The sequence below is a fragment of the Kutzneria buriramensis genome, assembly GCF_003387475.1.
Taxonomy (GTDB): domain Bacteria; phylum Actinomycetota; class Actinomycetes; order Mycobacteriales; family Pseudonocardiaceae; genus Kutzneria; species Kutzneria buriramensis.
Genome location: NZ_QUNO01000011.1, coordinates 219,549 through 242,710, shown reverse-complemented (window position 1 = coordinate 242,710; position 23,162 = coordinate 219,549). Strand labels below are relative to the sequence as shown.

Annotated in this window: 24 protein-coding genes and 1 riboswitch; of the genes, 12 read left to right on the top strand and 12 right to left on the bottom strand. The window is 71.9% G+C overall.

What is annotated here, in order from left to right; all coding sequences use genetic code 11:
* Positions 1–36: 36 nt before the first annotated feature.
* The 4 genes from BCF44_RS30955 to BCF44_RS30940 all read right to left on the bottom strand — a co-directional run bounded on the left by BCF44_RS30955 (position 37) and on the right by BCF44_RS30940 (position 4,575).
* Positions 37–864: an aminoglycoside phosphotransferase/kinase family protein gene (locus BCF44_RS30955; protein WP_425460095.1), complete on the bottom strand. Its 828-nt coding sequence runs from the start codon at positions 862–864 to the stop codon at positions 37–39.
* 77 nt (positions 865–941) lie between these two features.
* The gene (locus BCF44_RS30950; RefSeq protein ID WP_116177945.1) at positions 942–1,976 is read right to left on the bottom strand and encodes an ABC transporter ATP-binding protein; all 1,035 of its coding nucleotides are present in this window, start codon (positions 1,974–1,976) and stop codon (positions 942–944) included.
* Complete coding sequence (locus BCF44_RS30945) at positions 1,976–3,553, bottom strand: ABC transporter permease (RefSeq protein ID WP_246015767.1); 1,578 nt, start codon at positions 3,551–3,553, stop codon at positions 1,976–1,978. Before BCF44_RS30945 ends, BCF44_RS30950 begins: the two co-directional genes overlap by 1 nt.
* Positions 3,529–4,575, bottom strand: coding sequence for a thiamine ABC transporter substrate-binding protein (locus BCF44_RS30940; RefSeq protein WP_246015766.1), 1,047 nt, complete (start codon positions 4,573–4,575; stop codon positions 3,529–3,531). The genes BCF44_RS30945 and BCF44_RS30940 overlap by 25 nt, the downstream gene beginning before the upstream one ends.
* Before the next feature lie 31 nt (positions 4,576–4,606).
* Positions 4,607–4,719, bottom strand: a riboswitch (TPP riboswitch).
* Positions 4,720–4,764: 45 nt separating this feature from the next.
* Here BCF44_RS30940 and BCF44_RS30935 point away from each other — a divergent pair.
* Complete coding sequence (locus tag BCF44_RS30935) at positions 4,765–5,070, top strand: 4a-hydroxytetrahydrobiopterin dehydratase (RefSeq protein WP_116178100.1); 306 nt, start codon at positions 4,765–4,767, stop codon at positions 5,068–5,070.
* Here BCF44_RS30935 and BCF44_RS30930 read toward each other — a convergent pair.
* Positions 5,055–5,540 carry a YflT domain-containing protein gene (locus tag BCF44_RS30930; RefSeq protein WP_116177943.1) on the bottom strand — a complete coding sequence of 162 codons (486 nt, stop codon included), beginning with the start codon at positions 5,538–5,540 and terminating at the stop codon, positions 5,055–5,057. The genes BCF44_RS30935 and BCF44_RS30930 overlap by 16 nt on opposite strands.
* A 169-nt stretch (positions 5,541–5,709) precedes the next feature.
* On the opposite strand from BCF44_RS30930, the gene BCF44_RS30925 reads away from it, so the two are divergent.
* Entirely contained in the window at positions 5,710–5,925 is a 216-nt protein-coding gene (locus BCF44_RS30925; RefSeq protein WP_147328701.1) for a hypothetical protein, read from the top strand.
* Positions 5,926–5,970: 45 nt separating this feature from the next.
* On the opposite strand, the gene BCF44_RS30920 is transcribed toward BCF44_RS30925, so the two are convergent.
* Both BCF44_RS30920 and ychF read right to left on the bottom strand, forming a co-directional pair.
* Complete coding sequence (locus BCF44_RS30920) at positions 5,971–6,462, bottom strand: GNAT family N-acetyltransferase (protein ID WP_116177941.1); 492 nt, start codon at positions 6,460–6,462, stop codon at positions 5,971–5,973.
* Between the two features lie 95 nt (positions 6,463–6,557).
* Entirely contained in the window at positions 6,558–7,637 is a 1,080-nt protein-coding gene (gene ychF, locus BCF44_RS30915; protein ID WP_116177940.1) for a redox-regulated ATPase YchF, read from the bottom strand.
* An 80-nt stretch (positions 7,638–7,717) separates the two neighbouring features.
* Between ychF and BCF44_RS30910 the strand changes: the two genes are divergently transcribed.
* Together BCF44_RS30910 and BCF44_RS30905 are read left to right on the top strand one after the other, a co-directional pair.
* Positions 7,718–9,196: an AlkA N-terminal domain-containing protein gene (locus tag BCF44_RS30910; RefSeq protein WP_116178099.1), complete on the top strand. Its 1,479-nt coding sequence runs from the start codon at positions 7,718–7,720 to the stop codon at positions 9,194–9,196.
* Entirely contained in the window at positions 9,193–9,699 is a 507-nt protein-coding gene (locus BCF44_RS30905; RefSeq protein WP_116177939.1) for a methylated-DNA--[protein]-cysteine S-methyltransferase, read from the top strand. The genes BCF44_RS30910 and BCF44_RS30905 overlap by 4 nt, the downstream gene beginning before the upstream one ends.
* Here BCF44_RS30905 and BCF44_RS30900 read toward each other — a convergent pair.
* Positions 9,696–12,617: an AAA family ATPase gene (locus BCF44_RS30900; protein ID WP_116177938.1), complete on the bottom strand. Its 2,922-nt coding sequence runs from the start codon at positions 12,615–12,617 to the stop codon at positions 9,696–9,698. The two genes, BCF44_RS30905 and BCF44_RS30900, sit on opposite strands and share 4 nt — an antisense overlap.
* Positions 12,614–13,738 carry an exonuclease SbcCD subunit D gene (locus tag BCF44_RS30895; protein ID WP_116177937.1) on the bottom strand — a complete coding sequence of 375 codons (1,125 nt, stop codon included), beginning with the start codon at positions 13,736–13,738 and terminating at the stop codon, positions 12,614–12,616. The genes BCF44_RS30900 and BCF44_RS30895 overlap by 4 nt, the downstream gene beginning before the upstream one ends.
* A 294-nt stretch (positions 13,739–14,032) precedes the next feature.
* On the opposite strand from BCF44_RS30895, the gene rmuC reads away from it, so the two are divergent.
* Complete coding sequence (gene rmuC / locus BCF44_RS30890) at positions 14,033–15,004, top strand: DNA recombination protein RmuC (RefSeq protein WP_116177936.1); 972 nt, start codon at positions 14,033–14,035, stop codon at positions 15,002–15,004.
* Between the two features lie 209 nt (positions 15,005–15,213).
* On the top strand, positions 15,214–16,005 hold the full coding sequence (locus tag BCF44_RS30885; RefSeq protein ID WP_116177935.1) for a DUF6542 domain-containing protein: 792 nt from the start codon (positions 15,214–15,216) through the stop codon (positions 16,003–16,005).
* A 65-nt stretch (positions 16,006–16,070) separates the two neighbouring features.
* Here BCF44_RS30885 and BCF44_RS30880 read toward each other — a convergent pair whose 3' ends face one another.
* The gene (locus tag BCF44_RS30880) at positions 16,071–17,042 is read right to left on the bottom strand and encodes a 4-hydroxy-3-methylbut-2-enyl diphosphate reductase (RefSeq protein ID WP_116177934.1); all 972 of its coding nucleotides are present in this window, start codon (positions 17,040–17,042) and stop codon (positions 16,071–16,073) included.
* Between the two features lie 113 nt (positions 17,043–17,155).
* Here BCF44_RS30880 and BCF44_RS30875 point away from each other — a divergent pair, with 113 nt between their 5' ends.
* From BCF44_RS30875 to BCF44_RS30860, 4 genes are read left to right on the top strand one after another with little or no spacing between them, the layout of a single operon-like run.
* Positions 17,156–17,701 (top strand): lipid droplet-associated protein, encoded by a 546-nt coding sequence (locus tag BCF44_RS30875; RefSeq protein WP_116177933.1) that lies wholly within the window; start codon positions 17,156–17,158, stop codon positions 17,699–17,701.
* Positions 17,698–18,945, top strand: coding sequence for an exodeoxyribonuclease VII large subunit (xseA, locus tag BCF44_RS30870; RefSeq protein ID WP_116177932.1), 1,248 nt, complete (start codon positions 17,698–17,700; stop codon positions 18,943–18,945). The genes BCF44_RS30875 and xseA overlap by 4 nt, the downstream gene beginning before the upstream one ends.
* A 44-nt stretch (positions 18,946–18,989) precedes the next feature.
* A complete protein-coding gene (locus BCF44_RS30865; protein WP_342775670.1) occupies positions 18,990–19,382 on the top strand; it encodes a sugar ABC transporter substrate-binding protein in 393 nt (130 codons plus the stop codon).
* Complete coding sequence (locus tag BCF44_RS30860; protein ID WP_116177930.1) at positions 19,379–19,594, top strand: exodeoxyribonuclease VII small subunit; 216 nt, start codon at positions 19,379–19,381, stop codon at positions 19,592–19,594. Before BCF44_RS30865 ends, BCF44_RS30860 begins: the two co-directional genes overlap by 4 nt.
* Here BCF44_RS30860 and BCF44_RS30855 read toward each other — a convergent pair.
* Positions 19,591–20,205: a DUF4245 domain-containing protein gene (locus BCF44_RS30855; protein ID WP_147328700.1), complete on the bottom strand. Its 615-nt coding sequence runs from the start codon at positions 20,203–20,205 to the stop codon at positions 19,591–19,593. The two genes, BCF44_RS30860 and BCF44_RS30855, sit on opposite strands and share 4 nt — an antisense overlap.
* A 140-nt stretch (positions 20,206–20,345) precedes the next feature.
* On the opposite strand from BCF44_RS30855, the gene glpX reads away from it, so the two are divergent.
* Positions 20,346–21,401 (top strand): class II fructose-bisphosphatase, encoded by a 1,056-nt coding sequence (gene glpX, locus BCF44_RS30850; protein ID WP_116177928.1) that lies wholly within the window; start codon positions 20,346–20,348, stop codon positions 21,399–21,401.
* Between the two features lie 114 nt (positions 21,402–21,515).
* Positions 21,516–22,121 (top strand): L,D-transpeptidase, encoded by a 606-nt coding sequence (locus BCF44_RS57905; RefSeq protein WP_246015762.1) that lies wholly within the window; start codon positions 21,516–21,518, stop codon positions 22,119–22,121.
* Between the two features lie 7 nt (positions 22,122–22,128).
* Here BCF44_RS57905 and BCF44_RS30840 read toward each other — a convergent pair whose 3' ends face one another.
* On the bottom strand, positions 22,129–23,109 hold the full coding sequence (locus BCF44_RS30840) for an NAD(P)/FAD-dependent oxidoreductase (protein WP_116177927.1): 981 nt from the start codon (positions 23,107–23,109) through the stop codon (positions 22,129–22,131).
* Between the last annotated feature and the right edge of the window lie 53 nt (positions 23,110–23,162).

The following is a 23,162-nucleotide window of genomic DNA, read 5'->3' as shown; positions in this document are numbered from 1 at the left end:
GACGCCACCGGGGAAGGGCGTCGCCAGCACCGTGTTCTACGCGGCCGCCCGGCGCAGGCGTTCACCGGCCTGCACCCGGACTGCCTCACCGGACAGCGGCGCCTGCCCGTGCAGTGCTTCCCAGCGGGCGTTGTACGCGGCCGTCCACAAGCTCGCCGCCCAGGCGACTTCCAGTTCGGGCGCCGTGAACACCCGTTCCCGCACGTCCTGGTAGGTCGCCATGAACGCCTCGGAGCTCTCGATCGGGGCCAGGGTCGGCTGCCCGACGTTGGCGAACGCAGCACTCGCCGCGCCGACCAGCGCGGCCTCCGGCTGCCAGGCCAGGCTGTCCCAGTCGTGCACGGCCCACACCTCGTCGCCGTGCCACCGGAGGTTCTGCGCCTCGTAGTCGGCATGCCCCAACACACAGGGCATCCCGGCGGCCAGCAACCGCCGGCGGACCCGTTCCGCGGTGTCGATCACGTGAGCAGGCACAGCACCCTGGTCCCGCTCGTCCAGGAAGTCGATCGCCGGCCACAGGCCGGAATCCGTGTGGTCCCAACGGGACCAGCGCGGACTGGGCCGTGGCGGCGCGACGACGAAATCCGCGAGCAAGGCCATCGAGCGGGCGAACACCTCGGCGTAACGGACGGCGACGTAGGGCGAATCCCCGCGCAGGACTTCCCCACCGGGCCGGAACTCCTCGGCGTGAACGGCCAGCGAACCGGCGCGGACTGCCGGCGTCAGCGGCCGCGCGCACGGAAAACCGCTCTCCGCCAACCGATGCTGCGCCGCGACACAGGACGTGGCCCGGCCGTCGTCGGCACGCGCCTTGACGACGACCTCCCTGCCATCGGCCAACCGGAGACCGATCACCGTGGACATCTGGTGCAGCTCGAACAGCACCTTCCCGGGTTCACTGCTCAGCTGCTCCAGGCACCACGCCGGCAGCCAGTCGGGAATCACGTGAGGTTTCCGGTCAGGGCGATGCCGTCGGGGTCGAGCGCGAGCCGGACGGCGTCGCCGGGCTCCGGGGCACCGGCGACGGGCGCGACGGCCTCGACGGGGTTGGTGGGCACATCCTCGCCGCTGAGGCGCACCAGGAGCCGAGCGTGGTCACGCCGGTGCAGGCGTTGCACGACCTCGCCCCGCACGAAGCCGGCCGGGTCGGTGCGCAAGGCGTTGGCGCGCAGGCCAAGCAGCACTGCGCCGTCACCGGAGCCGGGCAGCGGGAGCTCGCCGAGCGGGCTGGTCACCACGTCGTGGTCCGCCCGCGCCGGCACGAAAGTGGTGCAGCCGAGGAAACCGGCGACCACGTCGTCGGCCGGCCGCCGCCACACCTCGTCCGGCGGCCCGACCTGCCGGATCCGGCCGCCCTGCATCAGCGCGACGCGGTCGGCCAGCGTGAACGCCTCGTCGTGATCATGGGTCACCACCAGCGCGGTCGTGCCGGTCGCGCGCAGCAACGCCGCCAGGTCGACGGCGAGCTGTTCCCGTAGCGCACGGTCCAAAGCGGACAGCGGCTCGTCCAGCAGCAGCAAGCGGGGCTTGGGGGCCAGCGCTCGAGCCAGCGCCACCCGCTGCTGCTCGCCGCCGGACAGCTCGGTGACGCGCCGCTGCCCGTAACCGGCGAGGCCGACCAGCGCCAGCAGCTCGTCGACCCTTTTCGCGCGCTCCGCCCGATCGACGTGGTGCATGCGCATGCCGAACGCCACATTCGCGGCAACGTCCTTGTGCGGGAACAGCTGTCCGTCCTGGAAGACCAGCCCGAAGTCCCGGCGGTGCACGGCGACGCCGGCCAGATCGACGCCGTCCCACCGAATCGTGCCGGCGGCGGGCCGTTCCAGGCCGGCGACCGCCCGGAGCAGCGTCGATTTCCCGCATCCGGACGGGCCGAGCAGCGCCACGACCTCGCCGTCGGCGACGCTCAGGTCGACATCGGACACGGCGGCGATCGGTCCGTAGCGGACGGACAATCCTTGCAGTTCCAGTGTCATCAGAACTCCCCGACGGCCGGCGTCAGCCGCTCGATCACCACGACGGCCAGCACCGTGACCAGCATCAGCACCACACACGCCGCGTACGCCATCTCGTTGTTCAACTCGCCGGGCCGGTCGATCAGCCGCGCGATCGCCACCGGCAGCGTCGGCGCGTCCGGCCGTGCCAGGAAACTCGTCGCGCCGAACTCGCCCAGCGCGACCACGTAACCGAAACCGGCCGCGGCGATCAGCGACCGGCCGGCCAGCGCCAGGTCGACCTCGCGCCACACCCGGAACGGGCCCGCGCCGAGCGTGCCGGCCGCCTGCCGTAGCCGCTCGTCGATGGCCCGCAGCACCGGCAGCACCGTTCGCACGATCAGCGGCGTGATCACCAGGGCCTGCGCGAACGGCACCAGCAGCGGCGATGTCCGCAGGTCGAAGGGCAGGTCGCCGAGGGTGACGAGGTAGCCGAAGCCGACCGTCACCGCCGACACGCCCAGCGGCAGCATCAGCGCCAGGTCCAGCGTCTCGCCGAGGACCGCGCGGCCGCGACGAAGCTGCGACAGCACCACGGCCGCCGCGACGCCGAGGACCATCGCGAAGATCGTGGCGTCGGTCGCCGCGCGGAGCGAATTCCCCGCCGCCTCCCAGGCCGACACCTCCAGCGTGCCGGAGTCGCCGGTGCTGGTGAGCGCGCGCCAGCCGTCCAAGGTGGTCAGTGACTTGGTCACCAGGCCGACGATCGGCACCAGCAGCGCGACCATCACGGCCAGCGCCGCCGCGACCACGATCCACTCGCCGCCGACCGGCCTTCTGGCGGTCTCCAAGCGACCCCGCAGTCGCAAGGCCGTCTCACGGCGTCGGCGCGCGAAGGCCCCGATCACCAGCACGGCGATCACCGCCACCACCTGAAGGATCGACAGCGCCGCCGCGCCCGGCAGGTCGAACAGGTCGACCGTGCGGAGGTAGATCTCGGTCTCCAGCGTCCGGTAACGCGCCCCACCGAGCATCAGCACCACGCCGAAACTGGTGGCGCAGAACAGGAATATGACCGCCGCCGCGGATCCGATCGCCGGCGCGATCGACGGCAGCACCACCGACGTGAAGGCACGCCACCGCGACGCACCGAGCGCCCGGGCCGCCTCCTCCGCGCGGCGATCCGTGTGCGCCCACAGGCCGCCGACCGTGCGCGCGACCACCGCCACGTTGAAGAAGGCGTTGGCCAGCACGATCGACAGCACGCCGGCGTCCGGCAGCAACGCCCGGAACGCCAGGCCCACCACCACCGTCGGCAGCACGAACGGCACCAGGATCAGCGTGCGCACCACACCGATGCCCGGCAGCTTGCACCGCGCCATGACGTACGCGAGCGGCATGCCGGCCAGCACCGCCACCAGCGTCGCGGCCGCGGCCTGGCCGAGCGTGAACGCCACCAGCTGCCAGGTGTCACCGCTGGTCAGCACGGCCGTGACGCCGCTGCCGCCCAGGCCGATGCCCACGATCGACGCCACCGGCCACGCGAAGAACAGGACCAGGAAGGCGATCGGCAGCAACGCCAGCAGCGGCAGAACTAGCCTTGAAGCAGCGTTCGCCACTGCTGTTCCCACTTGTCACGGTTCGCGTCCACCTGGGCGGCCGGCAGCTGCGCCGGCGCGTCCGGCAGCGGGGCCGCCGTCTTCCAGGCGTCCGGCAGCGACACCCCGGACCGGGTCGGGTAGACGAACATGCTGCCCGGCACCTGCTGCTGGAACCGTTGCGAAATCAGGAAGTCCAGCACCTTCTTGGCGTCGTCGGGGTTCTTCGCCCCGCTCAGCACGCCCGCGTACTCGACCTGGCGATAGCAGGTGTTCAGCAGCGCCGCGGTGCGCGGCTTGCCGTCCTGGCCGACCTCGTCGGCCGGCGAGGACGCGTAGGACACCACGACCGGCCGCGGCCCCTTGCCGGAGGAGCCGGAGAAGTCCTGGGTGTAGGCCTCCTCCCAGGTCGCGTCGACCTTCACGCCGTTGGACTTCAGCTTGGTCCAGTAGCCCGACCAGCCGTCCGCGCCGAACTGCTTGACCGTGCCGAGCAGGAACGCCAGGCCCGGCGACGACCGGGTCGGGTCCTCCACCACCATCTGGTCCTTGTAGCGGGGGTCGGTCAGGTCCGCATAGGACGCGGGCGCCGGCAGGTTGTGCGACGCGTACCAGCCCGTGTCCACGTTCAGGCAGACGTCGCCCACGTCGATCGCGGTCAGGCGGTGGGTGTCGTCGAACTGGTAGCGCTGCGGGCCCTGGTCGGCGTCCGGGCTGGTGTACGGGGCGAAGACGCCCGCCGTCAGCGCCCGGGACCCGAACGTGTTGTCGACGCCGTAGGCGATGTCGCCGATCGGGTTCGCCTTGGTCAGCACCAGCTTGTTGGTCAGCTCGCCGGCATCGCCGTTCATGCTGACCTTCACCGTGATGCCCGAGGTCTTCTGGAAGTCCGCCCACAGGGTCTTGTCGACCGCCCACGAGTCGTGGGTGACCAGCGTCACCGTGTGCGGGCTCGAGGGCTGGTCGCCGCCGCCGGCGAGCGAACAGCCCGCCAGTGTCAGGACCGCCAGTGTCGTGGCCGCCAGCCGTGCCGTCCCGGTCACATGTCCTCCAGGTGACTCTCGCGCGTGCGCGAGGTCGCCCGTAGTGCCTCCCTCCACCGGCATGACCCGGATCAGGTGCTTACGGTCGAGAGCTCGCCCGCTCTCCTCTCAGCCCGGCAACACCGGACTCCCGTGGCTCACCCGGAGCTTACGCTGCGTTCCGGCGTGGTCGGGACCACCATGGACGGCATGGCGGAATTGCTCACGGACGATCAGGTGACCGAGGCGCTGGGACGACTGGCGCAGTGGCGGCAGGACGGGGGCGCCATCGTGCGCACCGCCGAGCTGGCCAGCTTCCCGGAGGCGATCCAGGCGGTGAACCGCGTGGCCGAGATCGCGGAGAACGACAACCACCATCCCGACATCGACATCCGGTGGCGGACCGTCACGTTCCGGTGCAGCACGCACAGCGCCGGCGGCGTCACGGCGCTGGACGTGACGCTCGCCGGCGAGATCGACGGGGTGCTGGAGCTGCTCGGTCAGCCGAGCGAGTAGAGCAGGTTGCGGCCCGCCTCCGCGTTGCGTGGCTGGCACAGCACGTCGTAGCGGCGGGCCACCAACTGGCTCTGCGACACGAAGTCGCGCTTGCCCCGGGTGGAGGCGTAGCTGATCGCCGCGAAGATCATGCTGGCGCCCACGCCGCCGACCAGGCCGATCGCGATCGGCAGCCAGCCGCCGCCGACCGTGAACAGCGACAGCAGGATGCCGACGAACAGACCGAACCAGGCGCCCGACGCGGCCGCCGCGCCCAGCACGCGGCCCCAGGTCAGCCGGCCCGTCACGCGCTCCACCAGCATCGGCTCCGCGCCGACGATCGTGATGTCCTGAACCGGGAACTCCCGGTCGGCCAGGAAGTCCACCGCGCGCTGCGCCTGCTCGTAGGTGTCGTAGGAGCCGATCGGCCAGCCGGTGGGCGGGGTGGGCAGCGCCGAGGCCGCCGAGTTGTTCGCGAATGCAGTGGTCATGATGGCCCTCCTTGTCGGCCTTACACCGTCTTTAACGCCGAGCCCACCTCGCTTCGTGCCGGGTTCCGCAAGTCCACAGCGGAATCTCAGGTTGTGACCTGGGCTACCCGGGCAACGATCACCCCTCCCCATGCGTCGTCAGTAGTGAAGCCGTACAAGGGGATTCGAAGTGATGAAGTTCTGCCGCACCGCGGCCGCCTGCGCCGCCGCCGTCGTACTCGCCGTCCTGTTCGCCGTGCAGGCCCAGGCCAGCCCCCAGGTCGCCGCCCAGTCACAACCGGGCGACAACGACCTGATCTTCGCCGGTGTCGCCGCCCTGGCCATCCTCGGCGCCGCCTTCGGCGTGATCATCTACGCCGCCCGGCACCGCAACTCCGAGCACTGACACCGCGTCACCCGAAGGGGTCGCTGCGCAGCAGCGGCCCCTTCGTCATGCCGTGAGGTCCAGCCACATCACGTGCAGGCCGACGTAGCCGTGGTCGGGGTGGTCGAACGCGGCGGGGACGGTGCCGATGGTGCTGAAGCCGAGGGAGCGCCAGAGGGCGACGGCGGCGGTGTTGGACTCGACGACGGCGTTGAACTGGATGCCGCGGTAGCCGGCATCGCGGCACCAGTCGACGACGTGCAGGCCGAGGGCGCGGCCGACGCCGCGGCCGCGGTGGCGGGGGTCGACCATGAAGCTGCCGGTGGCGACGTGAGAGCCGCGGCCGGGCCGGTTGGGCCCCATCTTGGCGCTGCCGAGGATGTCGTCGCCGTCGACCGCGACGACGGTGCGCCCCGGCGGGAACTCCATCCACCAGCCCCGGGCCTCATCGAGGGACAGGCCGTCGGGATAGGCGTATGTCCGCCCATCAGCGACGACCTGGGCGAAGAACGGGTAGATCAGGGGCCAGTCGCCGGCCGAGGCGTCACGGATCTGCACATGCGAACGGTAGGAGCCTTACCCGGGCGGTGCACCCGGGTTTCATTCCCCGTCCCCGCTCCGTCCGGTAGCCGGTCCGACCCTCGGGAAGCCCGTCAGACGTTGAAGCGGAACTCGACGACGTCGCCGTCGGCCATGACGTAGTCCTTGCCCTCCATGCGGGCCTTGCCGGCGGCGCGGGCGGCGGCGACGGTGCCGGCGGCGACGAGGTCGTCGTAGGAGATGACCTCGGCCTTGATGAAGCCGCGCTCGAAGTCGGTGTGGATGACACCGGCGGCCTGCGGAGCGGTGGCGCCCTGGGGGATGGTCCAGGCCCGCGACTCCTTGGGGCCGGCGGTGAGGTAGGTCTGAAGCCCGAGGGTGTGGAAGCCGGCGCGGGCCAGGGCGTCGAGGCCGGGCTCGTGCTGGCCGATGGACTCCAGCAGCTCCCGCGCGGACTCGGCGTCCAGCTCGATCAGTTCGGACTCGACCTTGGCGTCGAGGAACACGGCGTCGGCCGGCGCGACGAGTTCGCGCAGCTCCTTGAGCCGGGCCTCGTCGGTCAGCACGCCCTCGTCGGCGTTGAACACGTAGAGGAAGGGCTTGCCGGTCAGGAGGTTGAGCTCCCGCAGCAGCGCGACGTCCAGCTCGGCCTGCGCCTGGAACAGGGTGCGGCCGGCGTCGAGGATCTCCTTGGCCTTGGCGGCGGCCTCGAAGGCGGGCCGCTTGTCCTTCTGCGTGCGGCACTCCTTCTCCAGCCGCGGCAGCGCCTTCTCCAGGGTCTGGAGGTCGGCCAGGATCAGCTCGGTGTTGATCGTCTCGATGTCGGACGACGGGTCCACCCGACCGTCCACGTGCACCACGTCCGGGTCGTCGAACACGCGGATGACCTGGCAGATGGCGTTGGCCTCGCGGATGTTGGCGAGGAACTTGTTGCCGAGCCCGGCGCCCTCGGACGCGCCCTTGACGATGCCGGCGATGTCGACGAACGACACGGTGGCCGGCACGATCTTCTCGGAGTGGAACAGCTCGGCGAGCTTGTCCAGCCGCGGGTCGGGCAGCGCGACGACGCCCACGTTGGGCTCGATCGTCGCGAACGGGTAGTTCGCGGCGAGCACGTCGTTGCGGGTCAGCGCGTTGAACAGGGTCGACTTGCCGACGTTGGGCAGACCGACGATGCCGAGGGTGAGACTCACGACGGAGCAGTCTACGCGGCTCGACGCTGGTGTCCGAAAACCGCCAGCCGTTGCCCGCCGGCGCTGGCAGCATTCATACCGTGCTCATCGATCCGGAACGCGCCTACCGCGCCGTCGCCTCCCGCGACGCGCGCTTCGACGGCCACTTCATCACCGCGGTGCGCACGACCGGCATCTACTGCCGGCCGTCCTGCCCCGCGGTCCGCCCGAAGCGGGAGAACGTCGAGTTCTACCTGACGGCGGCGGCCGCCCAGGCCGGCGGCTACCGGGCATGCCGGCGCTGCCTGCCCGACGCGGTGCCGGGCTCGCCGGAGTGGAACGTGCGCGCCGACCTGGCCGCCCGGTCGATGCGGCTGATCGCGGACGGCGTGGTCGAGCGCGACGGCGTGCCCGGCCTGGCCCGCCGCCTCGGCTACTCGGAGCGGCACCTGACCAGGGTGCTCACGGCGGAGCTCGGCGCCCCGCCGCTGGCCCTGGCCCGGGCGCACCGGGCGCACTCGGCCCGGCTGCTGATCGAAAGCACCGACCTCCCGTTCTCGGACGTGGCGTTCGCCGCGGGCTTCGCCAGCATCCGCCAGTTCAACGACACCGTGCGGGCGGTGTTCGCGGTCACCCCGTCCCAGCTGCGCGAGGGCGCGGCCAAGCGCAAGCAGGCGGAGGCCGCGCCGGGCACCATCACCCTGCGCCTGCCCTACCGGCCGCCGCTGGACGCGACGGGCCTGCTGGTCTTCTTCGCCTCCCGGGCGATCCCGGGCGTCGAAGAGGCGAGCGAGCACGGCTACGCCCGCACGCTGCGGCTGTCACATGGCACCGCCACGGTCCGCGTGACACCGGCGGCGCAGCACATGGACTGCACCCTGTGCCTGACCGACCTCCGCGACCTCGGCAGCGCGGTGACACGCGTGCGCCGCCTGTTCGACCTCGACGCCGACCCGGTGGCCTGCGACGACCTGCTCGCGGCAGACCCGGACCTGGCGCCGTCGGTGGCGAAGACACCGGGCATCCGGCTGCCGGGCGCGGTCGACGGCCCCGAGATCGTGCTGCGCGCGCTGCTCGGCCAGCAGGTGACGGTCGCGGCGGCCCGCACGGCGCTCGCCCGGCTCACCGAGCAGCTCGGCGAGCCGCTGGAAACCCCGGACGGCACGCTGACCAGGCTGTTCCCCACCCCCGAGGCCATCGCCAAGGAGGGCGCGGCGGTGCTGACCGGCCCTCGCCGGCGCATCGACACCATCCTGTCCACCTGCGCGGCGCTGGCCGACGGCACGCTCACCGTCGACGTCGGCCGCGACCCGGAGGAACTGCGTGCCGAACTCGAAGCCCTGCCCGGCATCGGCCCCTGGACCGCCGGCTACGTGCTGATGCGCGTGCTCGGCGCGCCCGATGTCCTGCTCACCACGGACGTGGCCCTGCTCAAGGGCGCGGCCAACCTCGGCCTGCCCTCCGACCCGGACGGCCTGGCGACGCGCGGCCGGGCCTGGCGGCCCTGGCGCTCGTACGCCGGCATGCACCTGTGGCGGGCCGCCCACTTGTCGACCCTCACTCCCAGGAGCTCGAAGTGACCACCGCGTACTCGTCCACTGTGGACACCCCGGCCGGGCCGTTCACCACGGTCGTCAACGCCCAGGACGTCGTGCTGGCCTCCGGCTGGACCGCCGACCTCGGCGAGCTGCTGCCCCAGGTGGGGCCGTCGCTGCGACCGACCGAGATCGAGGAGCGAGCCGAACTGGGTCACATCACCCGGGCCGTCCGCGACTACCACGCCGGCGAGCTGCTGGTGATCGACGACATCGAGGTCCTCCAGCGGTCCGGCGAGTTCCGCGAGCACGCCTGGCGCGTGCTGCGCACCGTCCCGGCCGGCAAGCCGGTCACCTACAAGGAATACGCCGAGCTGGCCGGTCGCCCGACCGCGGTTCGGGCGGCCGCGGGGGCCTGCGCGTACAACGCCGTGACGCTGTTCGTGCCCTGCCACCGCGTGCTGCGCACCGACGGCACGATCGGCGGCTTCCGCTGGGGCGCCGAGGTCAAGCGTTGGCTGCTCGACCACGAGGCGGCTGCTGCCTAGGCCACCACCTCCAATCGCGAGCCGGTGCGGGCCTTGCGCACCCGCAGCCGGGTCGGGATCCGCTGCCGCAACTCCTCGACGTGCGAGACCAGACCCACGACGCGGCCGCCGGCCCGCAGCTCGTCGAGGGTGTCCATGACCATGTCGAGGGTCTCCGGGTCGAGGGTGCCGAAGCCCTCGTCCACGAAGAGCGTGTCCAGCAGCGCGCCACCAGTCTCGGCGGCGACCACGTCCGCCAGGCCCAGGGCGAGCGCCAGCGAGGCGAGGAACGACTCGCCGCCGGACAGCGTCTTGGCCGGCCGGATCCGACCGGTGTAGTCGTCCAACACGTCCAGGCCGAGCCCACCCCGGGTGCCGCGCGGGCCGGCGGCGTCGGAGTGCACGAACTCGTAGCGGCCCTGGCTCATCCGGCGCAGCCGGCGGGAGGCGGCGATGGCGACCTCCTCCAGCCGGGCGGCCAGCACGTAGGAGCGCAGCGACATGGCCCGGGCGTTCTGACCGCGTCCGATGACGACGTCGGTCAGGGCGTCCAGTTCGTCGTACTCGGCCAGCACCGGCGCGAGCGACGTCCACACCGCGCGGAGCCGGGTGCCCTGCTCGGCCAGCTCGATCCGGCGCTGCTGGGCCGACCGCAGCGCCGCGACGTCGGCCTCCAGGGCCGCACGGGCCTGCGCCGCCTCGGCCTCGGTCGTGGCGACGTCGACCTCGGTCGCCGGATCCACGCCGGCCAGCTCGGGCTCGGCGAGCACACCGCGCGCTGAGTCCTCGACGGCCTGTACCTCCTCCAGCCGCCGCTCCAACGCCGCGACGGCCTGGTCGGTGCGCGCGGCGGCGATGGCCGTGGAGACGTCGTCGAAACCGGCCGCGGCTGCGGCCTGGACGACGGCTTCGCGTTGCGCCGCCAGCCTTTTCTCCACCCCGGCGGCTTCGTCCCTGGCGGTGGCGACGGCCTCGACGCAGTCGGCGACGGAGAGCAGGTGCTCACGGCGAGCCGCCACATCCCGGAATTCGCCACGAGCGAGCCGCACGCGTTCGGTGCGCTCGTCGACGTTCTCTCGCAACGAGGTCAGCTCGGCGACGACCACGGCGAGCTCCCGCTCGGCCTCGGCATGCCGCTCGGTCTGCCGCCGCGTCTCGCTCTCCAGGCGCCCCACCTCGGCCACCAGCCGGTCGACCCACGCGGCCACCGCGCGCAGCTCGTCCCGCTCGTCGGTGAGCATCTTCAGCTCGGCCTTCAGCGACTCGGGATCCTTGCCGGCCAGGCGATCCCGCAGAGTCAGGCATTCCTGCTCGGCGCTGCGCAACCGCGCGGCGGCCTGCTCGCGGCGCTGCTTCGCCTCCTGCTCGGCCCGCTGCGCGGCGACGTCCTGCTCCCGGGTGACCGATCCGTCGACGGCACGGGCCGGCGCCGGGTGGTCGGCCGACCCGCACACCGGGCAGTGATCGCCGGGGACGAGTCCGGCGGCCAGTTCGGACGCCATGCCGTCCAGGCGGCGCTGCCTGATGTCCAGGAACCGATCGTATGCCGCCTGATGTTCGTCGACGGCCCGTCGATCGCCCGCGACGGCCCGCTCCAGGGCGCGTTCCAACGCCGGCAGCCGATCCGCGTCCACGGCGATCTCGGCCAGCTGCTTCCACTGGTCCTCGACGCCGTCCAGCCGAGCCCGCGCCTCCCGGGCCTGGTCGAGGCGCTGCCGAGCGATGCTCAGCTGGTCCGGCAGCTGGGCGAGGGCCCCGCCGAGCTGCCGGATGCCGGTCGCGAGCTCGTCGCGGCGCCGCTCGTGCTGACGGATCCGCCGCTGGTCGGCCGCCAACTGCTCGGCCTCGGCGACGAACTGCTTCAGCGTCCCGGCTTCCTCACGTAGACGGCCCGCCTGACCGCGGGGATCGTCCTCCAGCACGACCGGGCCGAGCCGTCGCACGCCGGCCTGTTCCCGATCACGCACCTGCGCCAGTTCGCGCTCGATCTGCCGCCACGTCCCGTGGGCAGCCGCGACGCCGACGGCACGTCGAGCGGCGGCCACTTCGGCCCTCCACGCGGCGCGCTCCTCGTTCGGCAGACTCGCGAGCTGCTCGGTGGCCCGGCGCACGCGGCGCACCCGATCGGCCAGCGCACGTCGCTGCGCCAGCTCGGTCTCCGCCTGCCGGGCACGTTCCCGGCTCGCGGACTCGGACGCCTCTGCCATGGAGACCATCGTGGCGACCCGGTCTGACAATTCCATGAGCCACGGCTCGTCGGCCTCATCCGGCATCTGCTCGCCGGCCGCCTGCGCGGTGCGGGCCACCTGCTCGCGGACGCGCTGCCGGTGCTGCTCGACCTTGCGATACGCCACCGTGCGCCGATCACGGAACCACTGCTCGACGTTGTGGAACCGCTGCGTGCCGAACAACTTCTCCAACAGCTTCTCCCGCTCGGACGTGTCCGAGCGCAGGAAGCGGGCGAACTCCCCCTGCGGCAGCAGCACAACCTGGAAGAACTGCTCGGCGGTCATGCCGAGCAACCGCTCCACGGTGAGCGCGACCTCGTCATTTCGGGTGATGCCCTCGGCGTCGGAACTCAGCCACGTCAGCGAGGCAATGGCCTTCTGTGTGGTGAATCCGTTGCCGCGCCGCTTGGGCCGGTCGTACTCCGGGCTGCGGGTGAGCCGAAACCGTTGTCCCTGAACGGAAAGCTCCAGCATGACCTCGGTCGGCAGGTCGGGATCGGCGTTGTCGTAACGAAGCCGCTTCACGTCGCCGCGCGCGCCCGGCACCCGGCCGAACAGCGCGAACGCCACGGCGTCGAGCAGCGTCGTCTTACCGGCGCCGGTCTCCCCGTGCAGCAGGAAAAGGCCGTCGGCGCCGAGCTGGTCGAAGTCCACCGCCTCACGGCCCGCATAGGGGCCGAAGGCGCACAACTCCAATCGGTGCAACCTCATTCCGTCTCCACCTCCCGGAAAGCCTGCTCCAGCAACAACGATTCCGATCCGGTCGCCTCGCTGCCCCGCACGTCGTGCACGAAACCGGCGGCGATCTGGTGATCGCTGCGGCCGCGCACGGCGTCGGCGTAGCGCAGTTCGGTCGCGGCCCGACCGCCGTCCGGGCGCCACTCGGCGTGCACGGCGAACGGGAACCGCTCCTGCAACTTCCGTTGCAGGTCAAGGGGTCGTACGTCGTCGGTGACCGCGACCGACAGGTAGCACTCTTCCAGACCGGCGTGCCGGGGGTCGGAGAGAAGATCGTCGAGGCGGCCGGCGACCGTGGCCAACCTGCGCGGAACAGGCAGCACGACCTGCGTGACCTTGTGCAAACCGTAGCTGTCAAGGTCGACCAGCAGGACCTGCTTGCGGTGCCGCGCCTCGGAGAAGGAGTAGGCCAGCGGGCTGCCCGAGTAGCGGAGGTTCTCGGCCAGCTTCTGCGCGCCGTGCAGGTGGCCGAGGGCGACGTAGTCGACGCCGTCGAAGACCGAGCCGGGCACGTGGTCGATGCCGCCGACACGGATGGAGCGCTCGGACTCGCTGGGTTCGCCGCCGGTCACGAAGGCGTGCGAGAGAACCATGGTGCCAAGTCCGCTTCTGTTGCGTAAATCGCCACGAACGCGGCGCATCGCCTCACCCAGCACGGCGGCGTGGCCGCGGCCGTCCACACCGAGTGCGTGCCGGGACGGTTCCGGGTCCAGATAGGGCAGTCCATAGAAGGCGACGTCGTCCAGTACGACCGGGGTGTCCAGCGCGGACAGCTTCGTCTTGAGGTGCAGGCCGCCGGCCGCCGCGAAGTTGCCGAACACGCCGATGCGCTGGGCGGAGTCGTGATTGCCCGGCGTGATCACGATCCGCGCGCCGGCCTCGCGGATCGCGCCCAGCACCCGTGCGCACATGTCGACGGACTCTGCGGACGGCACCGCGCGGTCGTAGAGGTCACCGGCCACCACGACGACGTCGACCCGCTCGCGTTCGACGATCGACGCCAGCCCGACCAGCACCGTCTCCTGGTCGGCGAGCAGGTCGCGGCCGTGGAAGGTGCGGCCGACGTGCCAGTCGGAGGTGTGCAGGACCCGCATGGACTCCCAAGCTAAGGCCAGACCCCGACAACACTGTGGAGGATGCTCGGCGAGTCTTGAAGTGAGGCGAGCGACACCGGCAAGCGGCACAACGCCGCCAGCCCGGAGTCGCGAGGCCGCGCCGGTGCTTCGCCTGGTTGCTGGATTTCGATCGCCGCCAGTAGACCCGACCCACCGCCGAGCCGATGCGGCGTTCGAAATCCAGCAAGGGCGAGGCACCGGTCACGAGCGGCCTCGCCCCGCCCGGCACGGGCGGCGAAAAAACTGTCAGAGGGCAGTGGCACTGTGGGTACCGTGAGTGCGGAAGTGATCAGCACCGCGGCGATCGTGCTGGCCCTGTTGCTGGCCGGTGGCCTGGTGCTGCTGTGGCGGATGTACCAGGACAGCGTGCGTCGGACCGACGCGGCGTTCGCGGCGGTGGAGGCCGAACGCGCCCGGTTCGACCGGCAGCAGGCGACGCTGCGCCGGTACGAGGTGGCGTTCTCCTCGATCACCGGAAGGGGTGAACTCGGCGAGCAGGTGCTCGTCGAGACGGCCCGCACCCTGGGGCTGCGCGAGGGGCTGCACTTCACGTTGCAGACGGACCTGGCCGGCGGCGGCACGGTCCGGCCGGACCTGGTGCTCTCGGTCGGCGGCGGCCGGCAGGTGCCGGTGGACGCGAAGATGAGCATGGTGGTGTGGGCCGAGGCGATGGAGGCCGACGACGCCGACGAGCGGGCCGACGCGTTGCGCGTGCACGTGCGCAACATCCGGTCGCGGGCGGCGGAGCTGGCGGGCAAGGGCTATGCCCGCTGGGCGGACGCCATCTACGGCACGGTGATGTTCGTGCCGTCGGACGCGGCGGTGGTCGCGGCCATGGATGCCGACCCGGAGCTGCTGCGGTGGCTGTTGGACCGGCGGGTTTTCCTGTGCGGTCCGACCGGATTCGCGGTGCTGGCCTCGGCGGCGCTGTTCGCGGCGACCGAGCGGGCCATCGCCGCGGACGTCGAGCAGGTGCGGACCCAGGCCGCGGCCGCGAACCGGGCGGCGAACACGGCCATCGACGCCGTCAACCTGTCCAGCACCCACCTCCAGCGCTTCCTGTCCGCGCGGCGCCGCGAGCTGGACTCGCTGGAGGGCTTCCGGGGGGCGGTGCAGCCGCTGACCGACGCGGCGGGCAGTCCGACGCCGCTGTCGACGGTGCGTCGTGCGGACGAGGTCACGGCGGGCCCGTTTACCCCGATGGCGGAGCCGCTTCACACTGAGCAAACACGGGACGGAGGGTGATCATTCGACGGTTTTCGCCGGTCACTCGGGCATCGGCGGCAGCCCGTAGGGGTGACTGACGCTCGTTCTCACGGAGCGTTCACAAGCTTCGCGACACAAACGGGCTACCGTGTCGTCTCGTGACCGCCACGCGCGATCGCCGAAGCGATCTTGACACCGAGCCCGGGACCTCCTCGTGGGGGGACTCTCCCGCCTTCGGCTCACGAGCCATGCCCTGGTGGGGCGCGGTGCTGACGGCGCTCGCCCTGACCGCGGTCGGCGCGCTGCTGAACGAGATGACCAGCAAGGCGCTGGGCCTGCCGTTCCAGGTCCTCTACACCGTGGGCTGCGTGGCGGCCGTGACCTTCGTGAAGCGGCGCAGTCTGTTCGGGCCCATGGTGCAGCCGCCGCTGATCATGATCCTGGTGGCCGGCGTGGTGCTGGCGCTGTTCGCCGGCGGCACCGGCGGCCTCGCCGCCAAGGCCATCGCGATCGGCCCGCCGCTGATCGGCAACTTCCCGGTGATGGCGGTCGCCACCGTGCTCACCGTGGTGATCGGCGCGATCCGGCTGATCCTTCAGCGCAAGCCCCCGATCGACGAGGACGACTTCCCGCCGCCGGCCCGGTCGGTGCGGCGCGAGCCGATCCGTGAGGATCGTGAGTCGCCGTCGCGCGAGCCCGCCCAGCGTGGACCGCGGGACCAGGCGCCGCGGCCGGCCGCCGCCCGCACGCGTCCGACACCGCCGCCGCCCGGCCGCGGCGAGCGACCGGACCGTGAGCGGATGGACCGTGACCGGCAGCCGCCTCCGCCCCCGCCGCGGCAGGTGCCGCCGGGTCGGGGTGGCGCTCCCGGCCGTCCTGCTCCAGGCGCCGGCGGTCAGCGTGGCGGCGGTGTGCCGCCCCGTCCGGCCGCTCCGGGCCGCGGCGCCGGCGGTGGCGGCCGTCCGAGCGGTGGGGGTGGCGCAGGCCGTCCCCCGCAGCCTCCGCCGCGCCGGCCCCGTCGGCCGGACGACGAGTACTGAGACGTAGCGAAAGGGCCATTTCTCGCATCAGCTGCGAGAAATGGCCCTTTCGTTGCGTACGGGACTTACCGCACGAGGTCCTTGCGGAGTTCACGCGGCAGCTGGAAGGCGATCTTCTCGTTGGCCGTGGTGACCTCTTCCACGTCACCCCAGCCGCGCTCGGCCAGGTAGGCCAGCACCTCGTGGACCAGGATGTCCGGCACGGACGCGCCGCTGGTCACGCCGACCGTGCGGACGCCGTCCAGCCACTCCTCCTGGATCTCCTTGGCGTAGTCGATCAGGTACGACGCCTCGGCGCCGTGCTGGAGCGCGACCTCGACCAGCCGCTTGGAGTTGGACGAGTTCTGCGACCCGACGACGATCACCAGGTCGCACTCGGGCGCCATCGCCTTGACCGCGACCTGGCGGTTCTGCGTGGCGTAGCAGATGTCGTCGCTCGGCGGCGACTGGAGGTCGGGGAAGCGCTGCTTGAGCTGCTCGACCCGGACCATCGTCTCGTCCACCGACAGCGTGGTCTGGGACAGCCAGATGACCTTGGACGGGTCACGGACCTCGACCTTGGCCACGTCCTCGGCGGTGTCCACGAGCTGCACGTGCTCGGGGGCTTCGCCGGCGGTGCCCTCGACCTCCTCGTGACCCTCGTGGCCGATCAGCAGGATGTCGTAGTCGTCGCGGGCGAAGCGCTTGGCCTCCTGGTGCACCTTGGTCACCAGCGGGCAGGTCGCGTCGATCGTGCGCAGATTGCGCTCGGCCGCCTCCTCGTGCACGGCCGGTGACACACCGTGTGCGGAGAACACGACCAACGCGCCCTCGGGCACCTCGTCGGTCTCGTCCACGAAGATCGCGCCGCGGTCCTGGAGGGTCTCCACGACGTACTTGTTGTGCACGATCTCCTTGCGCACGTAGACGGGCGCGCCGTACGTCTCGAGCGCCTTCTCCACGGTCACCACGGCACGGTCCACACCCGCGCAGTAGCCGCGTGGCTTGGCGAGGAAGACGCGCTTGGGCCGGTCAGCTCCTGGGCTCGACGTGGTCATGGCCCAAGGGTAGCGGCGCGCGGCCGAGCACTTCGCGTGAGCGACGTTCGTTTCGTCACCCGTTCGCCACCGAAAACTGTGCAGGACGGGCCGACTGCGGCAGGCTAGGCACCATGAAGTCGTCACTGCCGCTGCCGGTGCGCATCGCAGCCGGACTCGCGGTCACCGCGGTCGAGCAGGCCCGCAAGCTCCCCGAGCAGCTGACCGGGCTGCCGGTGACGGTGGTGAGCCAGGCGCTCCAGCTGTCCATGCGGGTGCAGCAGCGGGTCACCGAGCTCGCGATCAAGGGTGACGACGCGCTGGCCTCGCTGCGTCCGGTGGAGGAAACCCCCGAATGGGCGACCTTCGACGAGGACGAGGACCCCGAGCCGCCGGCCCAGCCGGAGGATCCGTGGCTGGCCGAGGAGCGGGCGGTCTCCGAGCACGAGGACACCGTCGACGAGGGCGAGGACGACGTCGCCGCGGACGGCCCGGACGCGCTGCCGGAGTACGACGAGCTGTCGGTGCCGCAGCTGCGGGCCCGGCTGCGCCGGCTCACCCTGGACGACCTCGAGCAGCTGCTGGCCTACGAGCGCGAGCACGCCGCCCGCCCCGCGTACCTGGGCATGCTGACCAGGCGCATCGCCACCGTACGGGCCCAGGAGAACACCGACTCGTGACCGCCGCAGGACCGACCACCGCCGAGAACCCCTGGCCGGTGCGGACGGTCACCTTCAAGATCGCCGAGTGGATCAACCGCCTCGGCGCCGTCTGGGTCGAGGGACAGGTCACCCAGATCTCCGCCCGTCCGGGCACCGCGACGGCCTTTCTCACGCTGCGTGACGCCAGCGCGGACGTGTCGATCTCGGTGACCTGCTCGACGCAGCTGGTCCGCGGCATGGAGCCGCCGCTGACCGACGGCAGCCGCGTGGTCGTGCACGGCAAGCCCAGCTACTACACCGGCCGCGGCACGCTCAGCCTGCGCGTGGACGAGATCCGCGCGGTCGGCGTCGGCGAACTGCTGGCCCGCATCGAGCGGCTGCGCCGCCTGCTGGCCGCCGAGGGTCTGTTCGACCCGCGCCGCAAGCGGCCGCTGCCGTTCCTGCCGCACACCATCGGGCTGATCACAGGCCGCGCCTCCGCCGCCGAGCGGGACGTCCTGACCAACGCCCGCGGCCGCTGGCCCGCGGCGCACTTTCGGGTGATCAACGTCGCGGTGCAGGGCACGACCGCCGTGCCGCAGGTGATGACCGCCCTGAAGACCCTCGACGCCGACCCCGACGTGGACGTCATCGTGATCGCCCGCGGCGGCGGCAGCGTGGAGGACCTGCTGCCGTTCTCCGACGAGACCCTGTGCCGGGCGGTGTCCGCCTGCGGCACGCCGGTGATCAGCGCCATCGGCCACGAGCCGGACACCCCGCTGCTCGATCACGTCGCTGACCTGCGGTGTTCCACCCCCACGGACGCCGGCAAGCGGGTCGTGCCGGACGTCGCCGAGGAGACCCAGCGCATCCGCCAGCTGCGGGACCGCACGCGGCGGGCCCTGCACGGCTGGGTGGACCGCGAGCGCCGGCTGCTGGACGCGCTGCGCAGCCGGCCGGTGCTGGCCGACCCGTTCACGCCGTTGCAGCGGCGCGCCGACGAGGTGACCACACTGCGTGACCGCGGGCGTCGGGAGATCCGCTCGATGCTCGCTAACGAGGAAAGTGCCCAGTCGGCCATCCGTTCACGCTTGACGACCCTCGGACCAGCCGCCACGCTGGCCCGGGGATACGCCGTGGTGCAGAGCGTGGCCGAGGACGGGGCCACCTCCGTGCTCCGGTCCGTCGACGACGCCCCGCCGGGAACGCACGTGCGGGTCCGGCTCGTTGACGGGGCGGTCCGTGCCGTCGTAACCGACGACGACACCCGTGAGCGGAGGTAGGGGTGCCATACCCGGCGCGTGAACCCACGTTCCTCCCGTTGACGGTGGCGACCGCCAGAGACGCCGCCGACGCCCCCGGGTCGGCCGAGCTCACCCGCGGCGCCCGCGTCGTCCAGTACTGCGCGGAGGCGGCCAACGAGGCCGCCGTCGACACGTGGACCGCCATGCTGGCCGGTTGCGACTATCCGGGCCGCCGGGCGTTACCCTCGCGTCTCCACGAGCTGACCGAGGCCACCTCGGTCTATGTGGGGACGCAGTGGTGGTACGGCGACGGATCCGTGCACCGGCGCCGCGTGGCCGATGCCGAGGACCGGATCGGTGAGGCGGTGGCCGACGGCGACGGCGCCGAGTTCGCCGAGGCGTTCGTCGGGTACGACCAGGCCGTCGCGGCGGTTGTGGTCCGGGTGCAGAGCCAGATGGGAACCAACGCGTCATGACCGAACCGACGCTCGGCTACGAGGCCGCGCGCGACGAGTTGGCCGATGTCGTCCGCAAGCTGGAGGCCGGCGGCCTGTCGCTGGAGGACTCGCTGGCGCTGTGGGAGCGCGGCGAGGCCCTGGCCAAAGTCTGCGAGGGCCACCTGGCCGGCGCGCGGCAGCGGGTGGAGACCGCGCTCGCCGTGGTCGAGGAGGACGTGGCCGAGGGTTAGGACTTCTTCGGCAGCGGCGGCGCGGTCTGCACGGCCTGCGCCAGCGTCCGGAAGTCGGCCTCCTTGCCGTTTCCACTGATCAGCAGCCGCACGCCGCCCACGTCGGCCAGCCAGGAGTTCTCGCTGCGCCGCGCCGGATAGATCGTCCAGTTCACGCCGGCGACGTCGATGGTCCCGGTGGCCGCGGGCTCGGAGTTCGGGTCGTCGGTCTCGGACGCGATCAGGTCGCGGGCCGCGCCCTGGGTCTGGGACAGCCGCAGGAAGCCGCCGCCGGGCGTCAGCCAGCCGACCCGCACCACCGGCCGGGCCTGGTCACCCTTGCCGACCGTGATCGTGTCGGTCGAGTTGGCGTGCCAGCCGGCGGGCAGCTTGGGCTCCCGCACCGGGAAGTCCATGCCGGCGGCGATGCCCGGCAACACGCTGTCGACGTCCACCGAGGGTGCCGAGCTGGTGTCGATCGTCGGCCCGCCCGGGCTGAACGAGCAGCCTCGGCTGAAGCCCAACACCGCCACGATGATCAACAGCAGCGCGCCGAGCGACAGGATCATGTCGCGGGCGGTCTGCGCGCCGCGTCCTGGCTTGCGTGGGGCTGGCGTCTGCGTGTCGGGCACCCCGCCATCGTCTCAAGCTGGCCCTACCGCCCCGCACCGGGTGCTGTTTCTCACCGCGGAATCGATCACGGACCGGGTCGAGCCGGGTGATCTGCGAGGATTTCCGGGTAGTCCTGCCACGAGCAGAACAGGAGGCCGCCATGACCACCACCGAGCCCCGGCGAGCGCCGGAGGCACCCGACCGCAACCTCGCGATGGAACTGGTCCGCGTGACCGAGGCCGCCGCGATGGCCGCCGGCCGATGGGTGGGCAGGGGCGACAAGAACGGCGGCGACGGCGCCGCGGTGGACGCGATGCGCAAGCTCATCGGAACCGTCTCGATGCGCGGCGTGGTGGTCATCGGCGAGGGCGAGAAGGACGAGGCGCCCATGCTGTACAACGGTGAGCAGGTCGGCAACGGCGACGGCCCCGAGTGCGACGTGGCCGTGGACCCGGTCGACGGCACCACGCTGATGAGCAAGGGCATGCCCAACGCCGTCGCGGTGCTCGCGGTCGCCGAGCGCGGCTCGATGTACGACCCGTCGGCCGTGTTCTACATGGAGAAGATCGCCGCCGGCCCGGAGGCCGCGGACGTGATCGACCTGACCGCCCCGGTCGCGGAGAACATCCGCCGCGTGGCGCGGGCCAAGCACAGCGACGTCGAGGACGTCACCGTCTGCATCCTGGACCGGCCGCGGCACGAGCAGCTGGTCAAGGAGGTCCGCGAGGCCGGCGCCCGGATCCACTTCATCGCCGACGGCGACGTGGCCGGCGCGATCTCGGCGGCCCGCCCGGACACCGGCGTCGACCTGCTGCTGGGCATCGGCGGCACGCCGGAGGGCATCATCACCGCCTGCGCCATGAAGTGCATGGGCGGCGCGATCCAGGGCCGGCTGTGGCCGCGTGACGACGCCGAGCGGCAGAAGGCACTGGACGCCGGACACGACCTGACCCGCGTGCTCACCACGGACGACCTGGTGCGCGGCGACAATGTGTTCTTCTGCGCGACCGGCGTGACCGACGGCAGCCTGGTGCGCGGCGTGCAGTACCGCGCCGGCGGCTGCACGACGCAGTCGATCGTGATGCGCTCCAAGTCCGGCACCGTGCGGGTGATCGACGGCTTCCACCGGCTGACGAAGCTGCGCCAGTACTCCTCCGTGGACTTCGACCGGCTGACCGAGTCGGAGGTCGCGGGCGCCCTTCCCCCGCTGCCGTAGCCAACCGGAGTCCCAACCGTTACCCAGTAACGGATTTCCGCGACAACCCCGGAATACAGTGACGCGTCGTTGCTGGTGTCGGGCGTGATTCCGGGCGTTGCAGGGGAGTAATCCGTGCGGGTGAACAAGATCGTGCTGGCGCTGGCCGTCGGCGCCGCCACGCTGGCCACGGCGTGCTCGACCGGCGTGAACCTGGCGTCGAACGCGTCGCCGGCGAGCACCTCGGCCAGCGCCACCAGCACGACGAAGACCACCACGGTGGCCCCGACGACCACCACGACTCCCCCGCCCACCACGACAACCACCACGCCGCCTCCGCCGCCACCCACGACGACCACGAAGCCGCCGCTGACCGGCAACGCGCCCGGCACGCCGTGCCGGGCGACCATGGCGGCGTGCGTGGACAAGAGCACCGGCCAGGCGTGGCTGATCTACAACGGCAAGGTCACCTACGGGCCGGTGCCGATGATGCCGGGCAAGGCGTCCGAGCCGACCCCGACCGGCTTCTTCCACGTGCAGTGGAAGGACAAGCACCACAAGAGCAGCGAGTTCAACAACGCGCCGATGGAGAACTCGGTGTTCTTCGCCGACGGCGGCATCGCCTTCCACGAGGGCAGCCTGAGCCGGCCGTCGGCCGGCTGCGTGCACCTGTCGATGGCGGCGTCCGCGGAGTTCTACTCGCAGCTCGACGTGGGCGACCCGGTCGAGGTCGTGGCCTGAGTCCGGGTCAGCCGTCGTTGCTGCTGTGCCCCGGGAACAGGTGCGCCTCGGGGTTCAGCACCACGGCGAGGTTGTTGACCGCGGTCGCGGCCTCGCCGAAGCCGGTGGCGATCAGCTTGACCTTGCCCGGATACGTGGCGACGTCGCCAGCGGCGTAGACGCGAGGGCGGGCGGTGAGCATGGTCGTGTCGACGGAGACCGCGCGGTGGTCCAACTCCAGGCCCCAGGACTCGATCGGACCCAGGTCGGCGGTGAAGCCCAGCGCCGCCACGGCCGTCTGGGCCGGCAGCACCTTGCGGCCGCCGCCCTTGACCTCGATCTCCACCTCGGCGAGCAGGCCGTTGTCGCCGCCGCGCAGCTCGGTGACCTGGGCGTCGGTGATGATCGGGACGCCCAGCTCGCGGACCTTGGTGACGGTGGCCGCGTGCGCGCGGAAGGCCGCCCGCCGGTGCACGAGGGTGACGCTGTTGGCGATCGGGTGCAGTGCCAGCGCCCAGTCGAAGGCGGAGTCGCCGCCGCCGACGATCACCACGTCCTGGCCGAGGTGCGCCTCCAGTGACGGCACGAAGTACACGACGCCCTTGCCGACCCAGCCGTCGCCGGCGGGCAGCGGGCGCGGGTTGAACTCGCCCATGCCGGCGGTGATCAGCACTGCGCCGGCGCGCACGGTGGTGCCGTCGGCCAAGCCCACGACCAGGCCGTTCTCGCCGTCCTCCATGGTGCGGGCCTGGCGGCCCAGCAGGTAGGTGGGCTTCCACTGCGCGGCCTGCTCGACCAGCGCGGCGATCAGATCGCGGCCGCGCACGGCGGGGAAACCGGCGACATCGAAGATCATCTTCTCCGGGTACATCGCGGTGACCTGGCCGCCGGCCTCGGGCAGCGCGTCCACCAGCGCGGTGGACAGCTCCCGGAAGCCCGCGTAGTAGGCGGCGAACAGGCCTACCGGCCCCGCGCCGATCACCAGGAGATCGACCTCGATGTCATCCATCGCCGTTGGCCCCGCTTTCCGCCTGTGGTGGGAGGCAGTGATCGCGAACACTG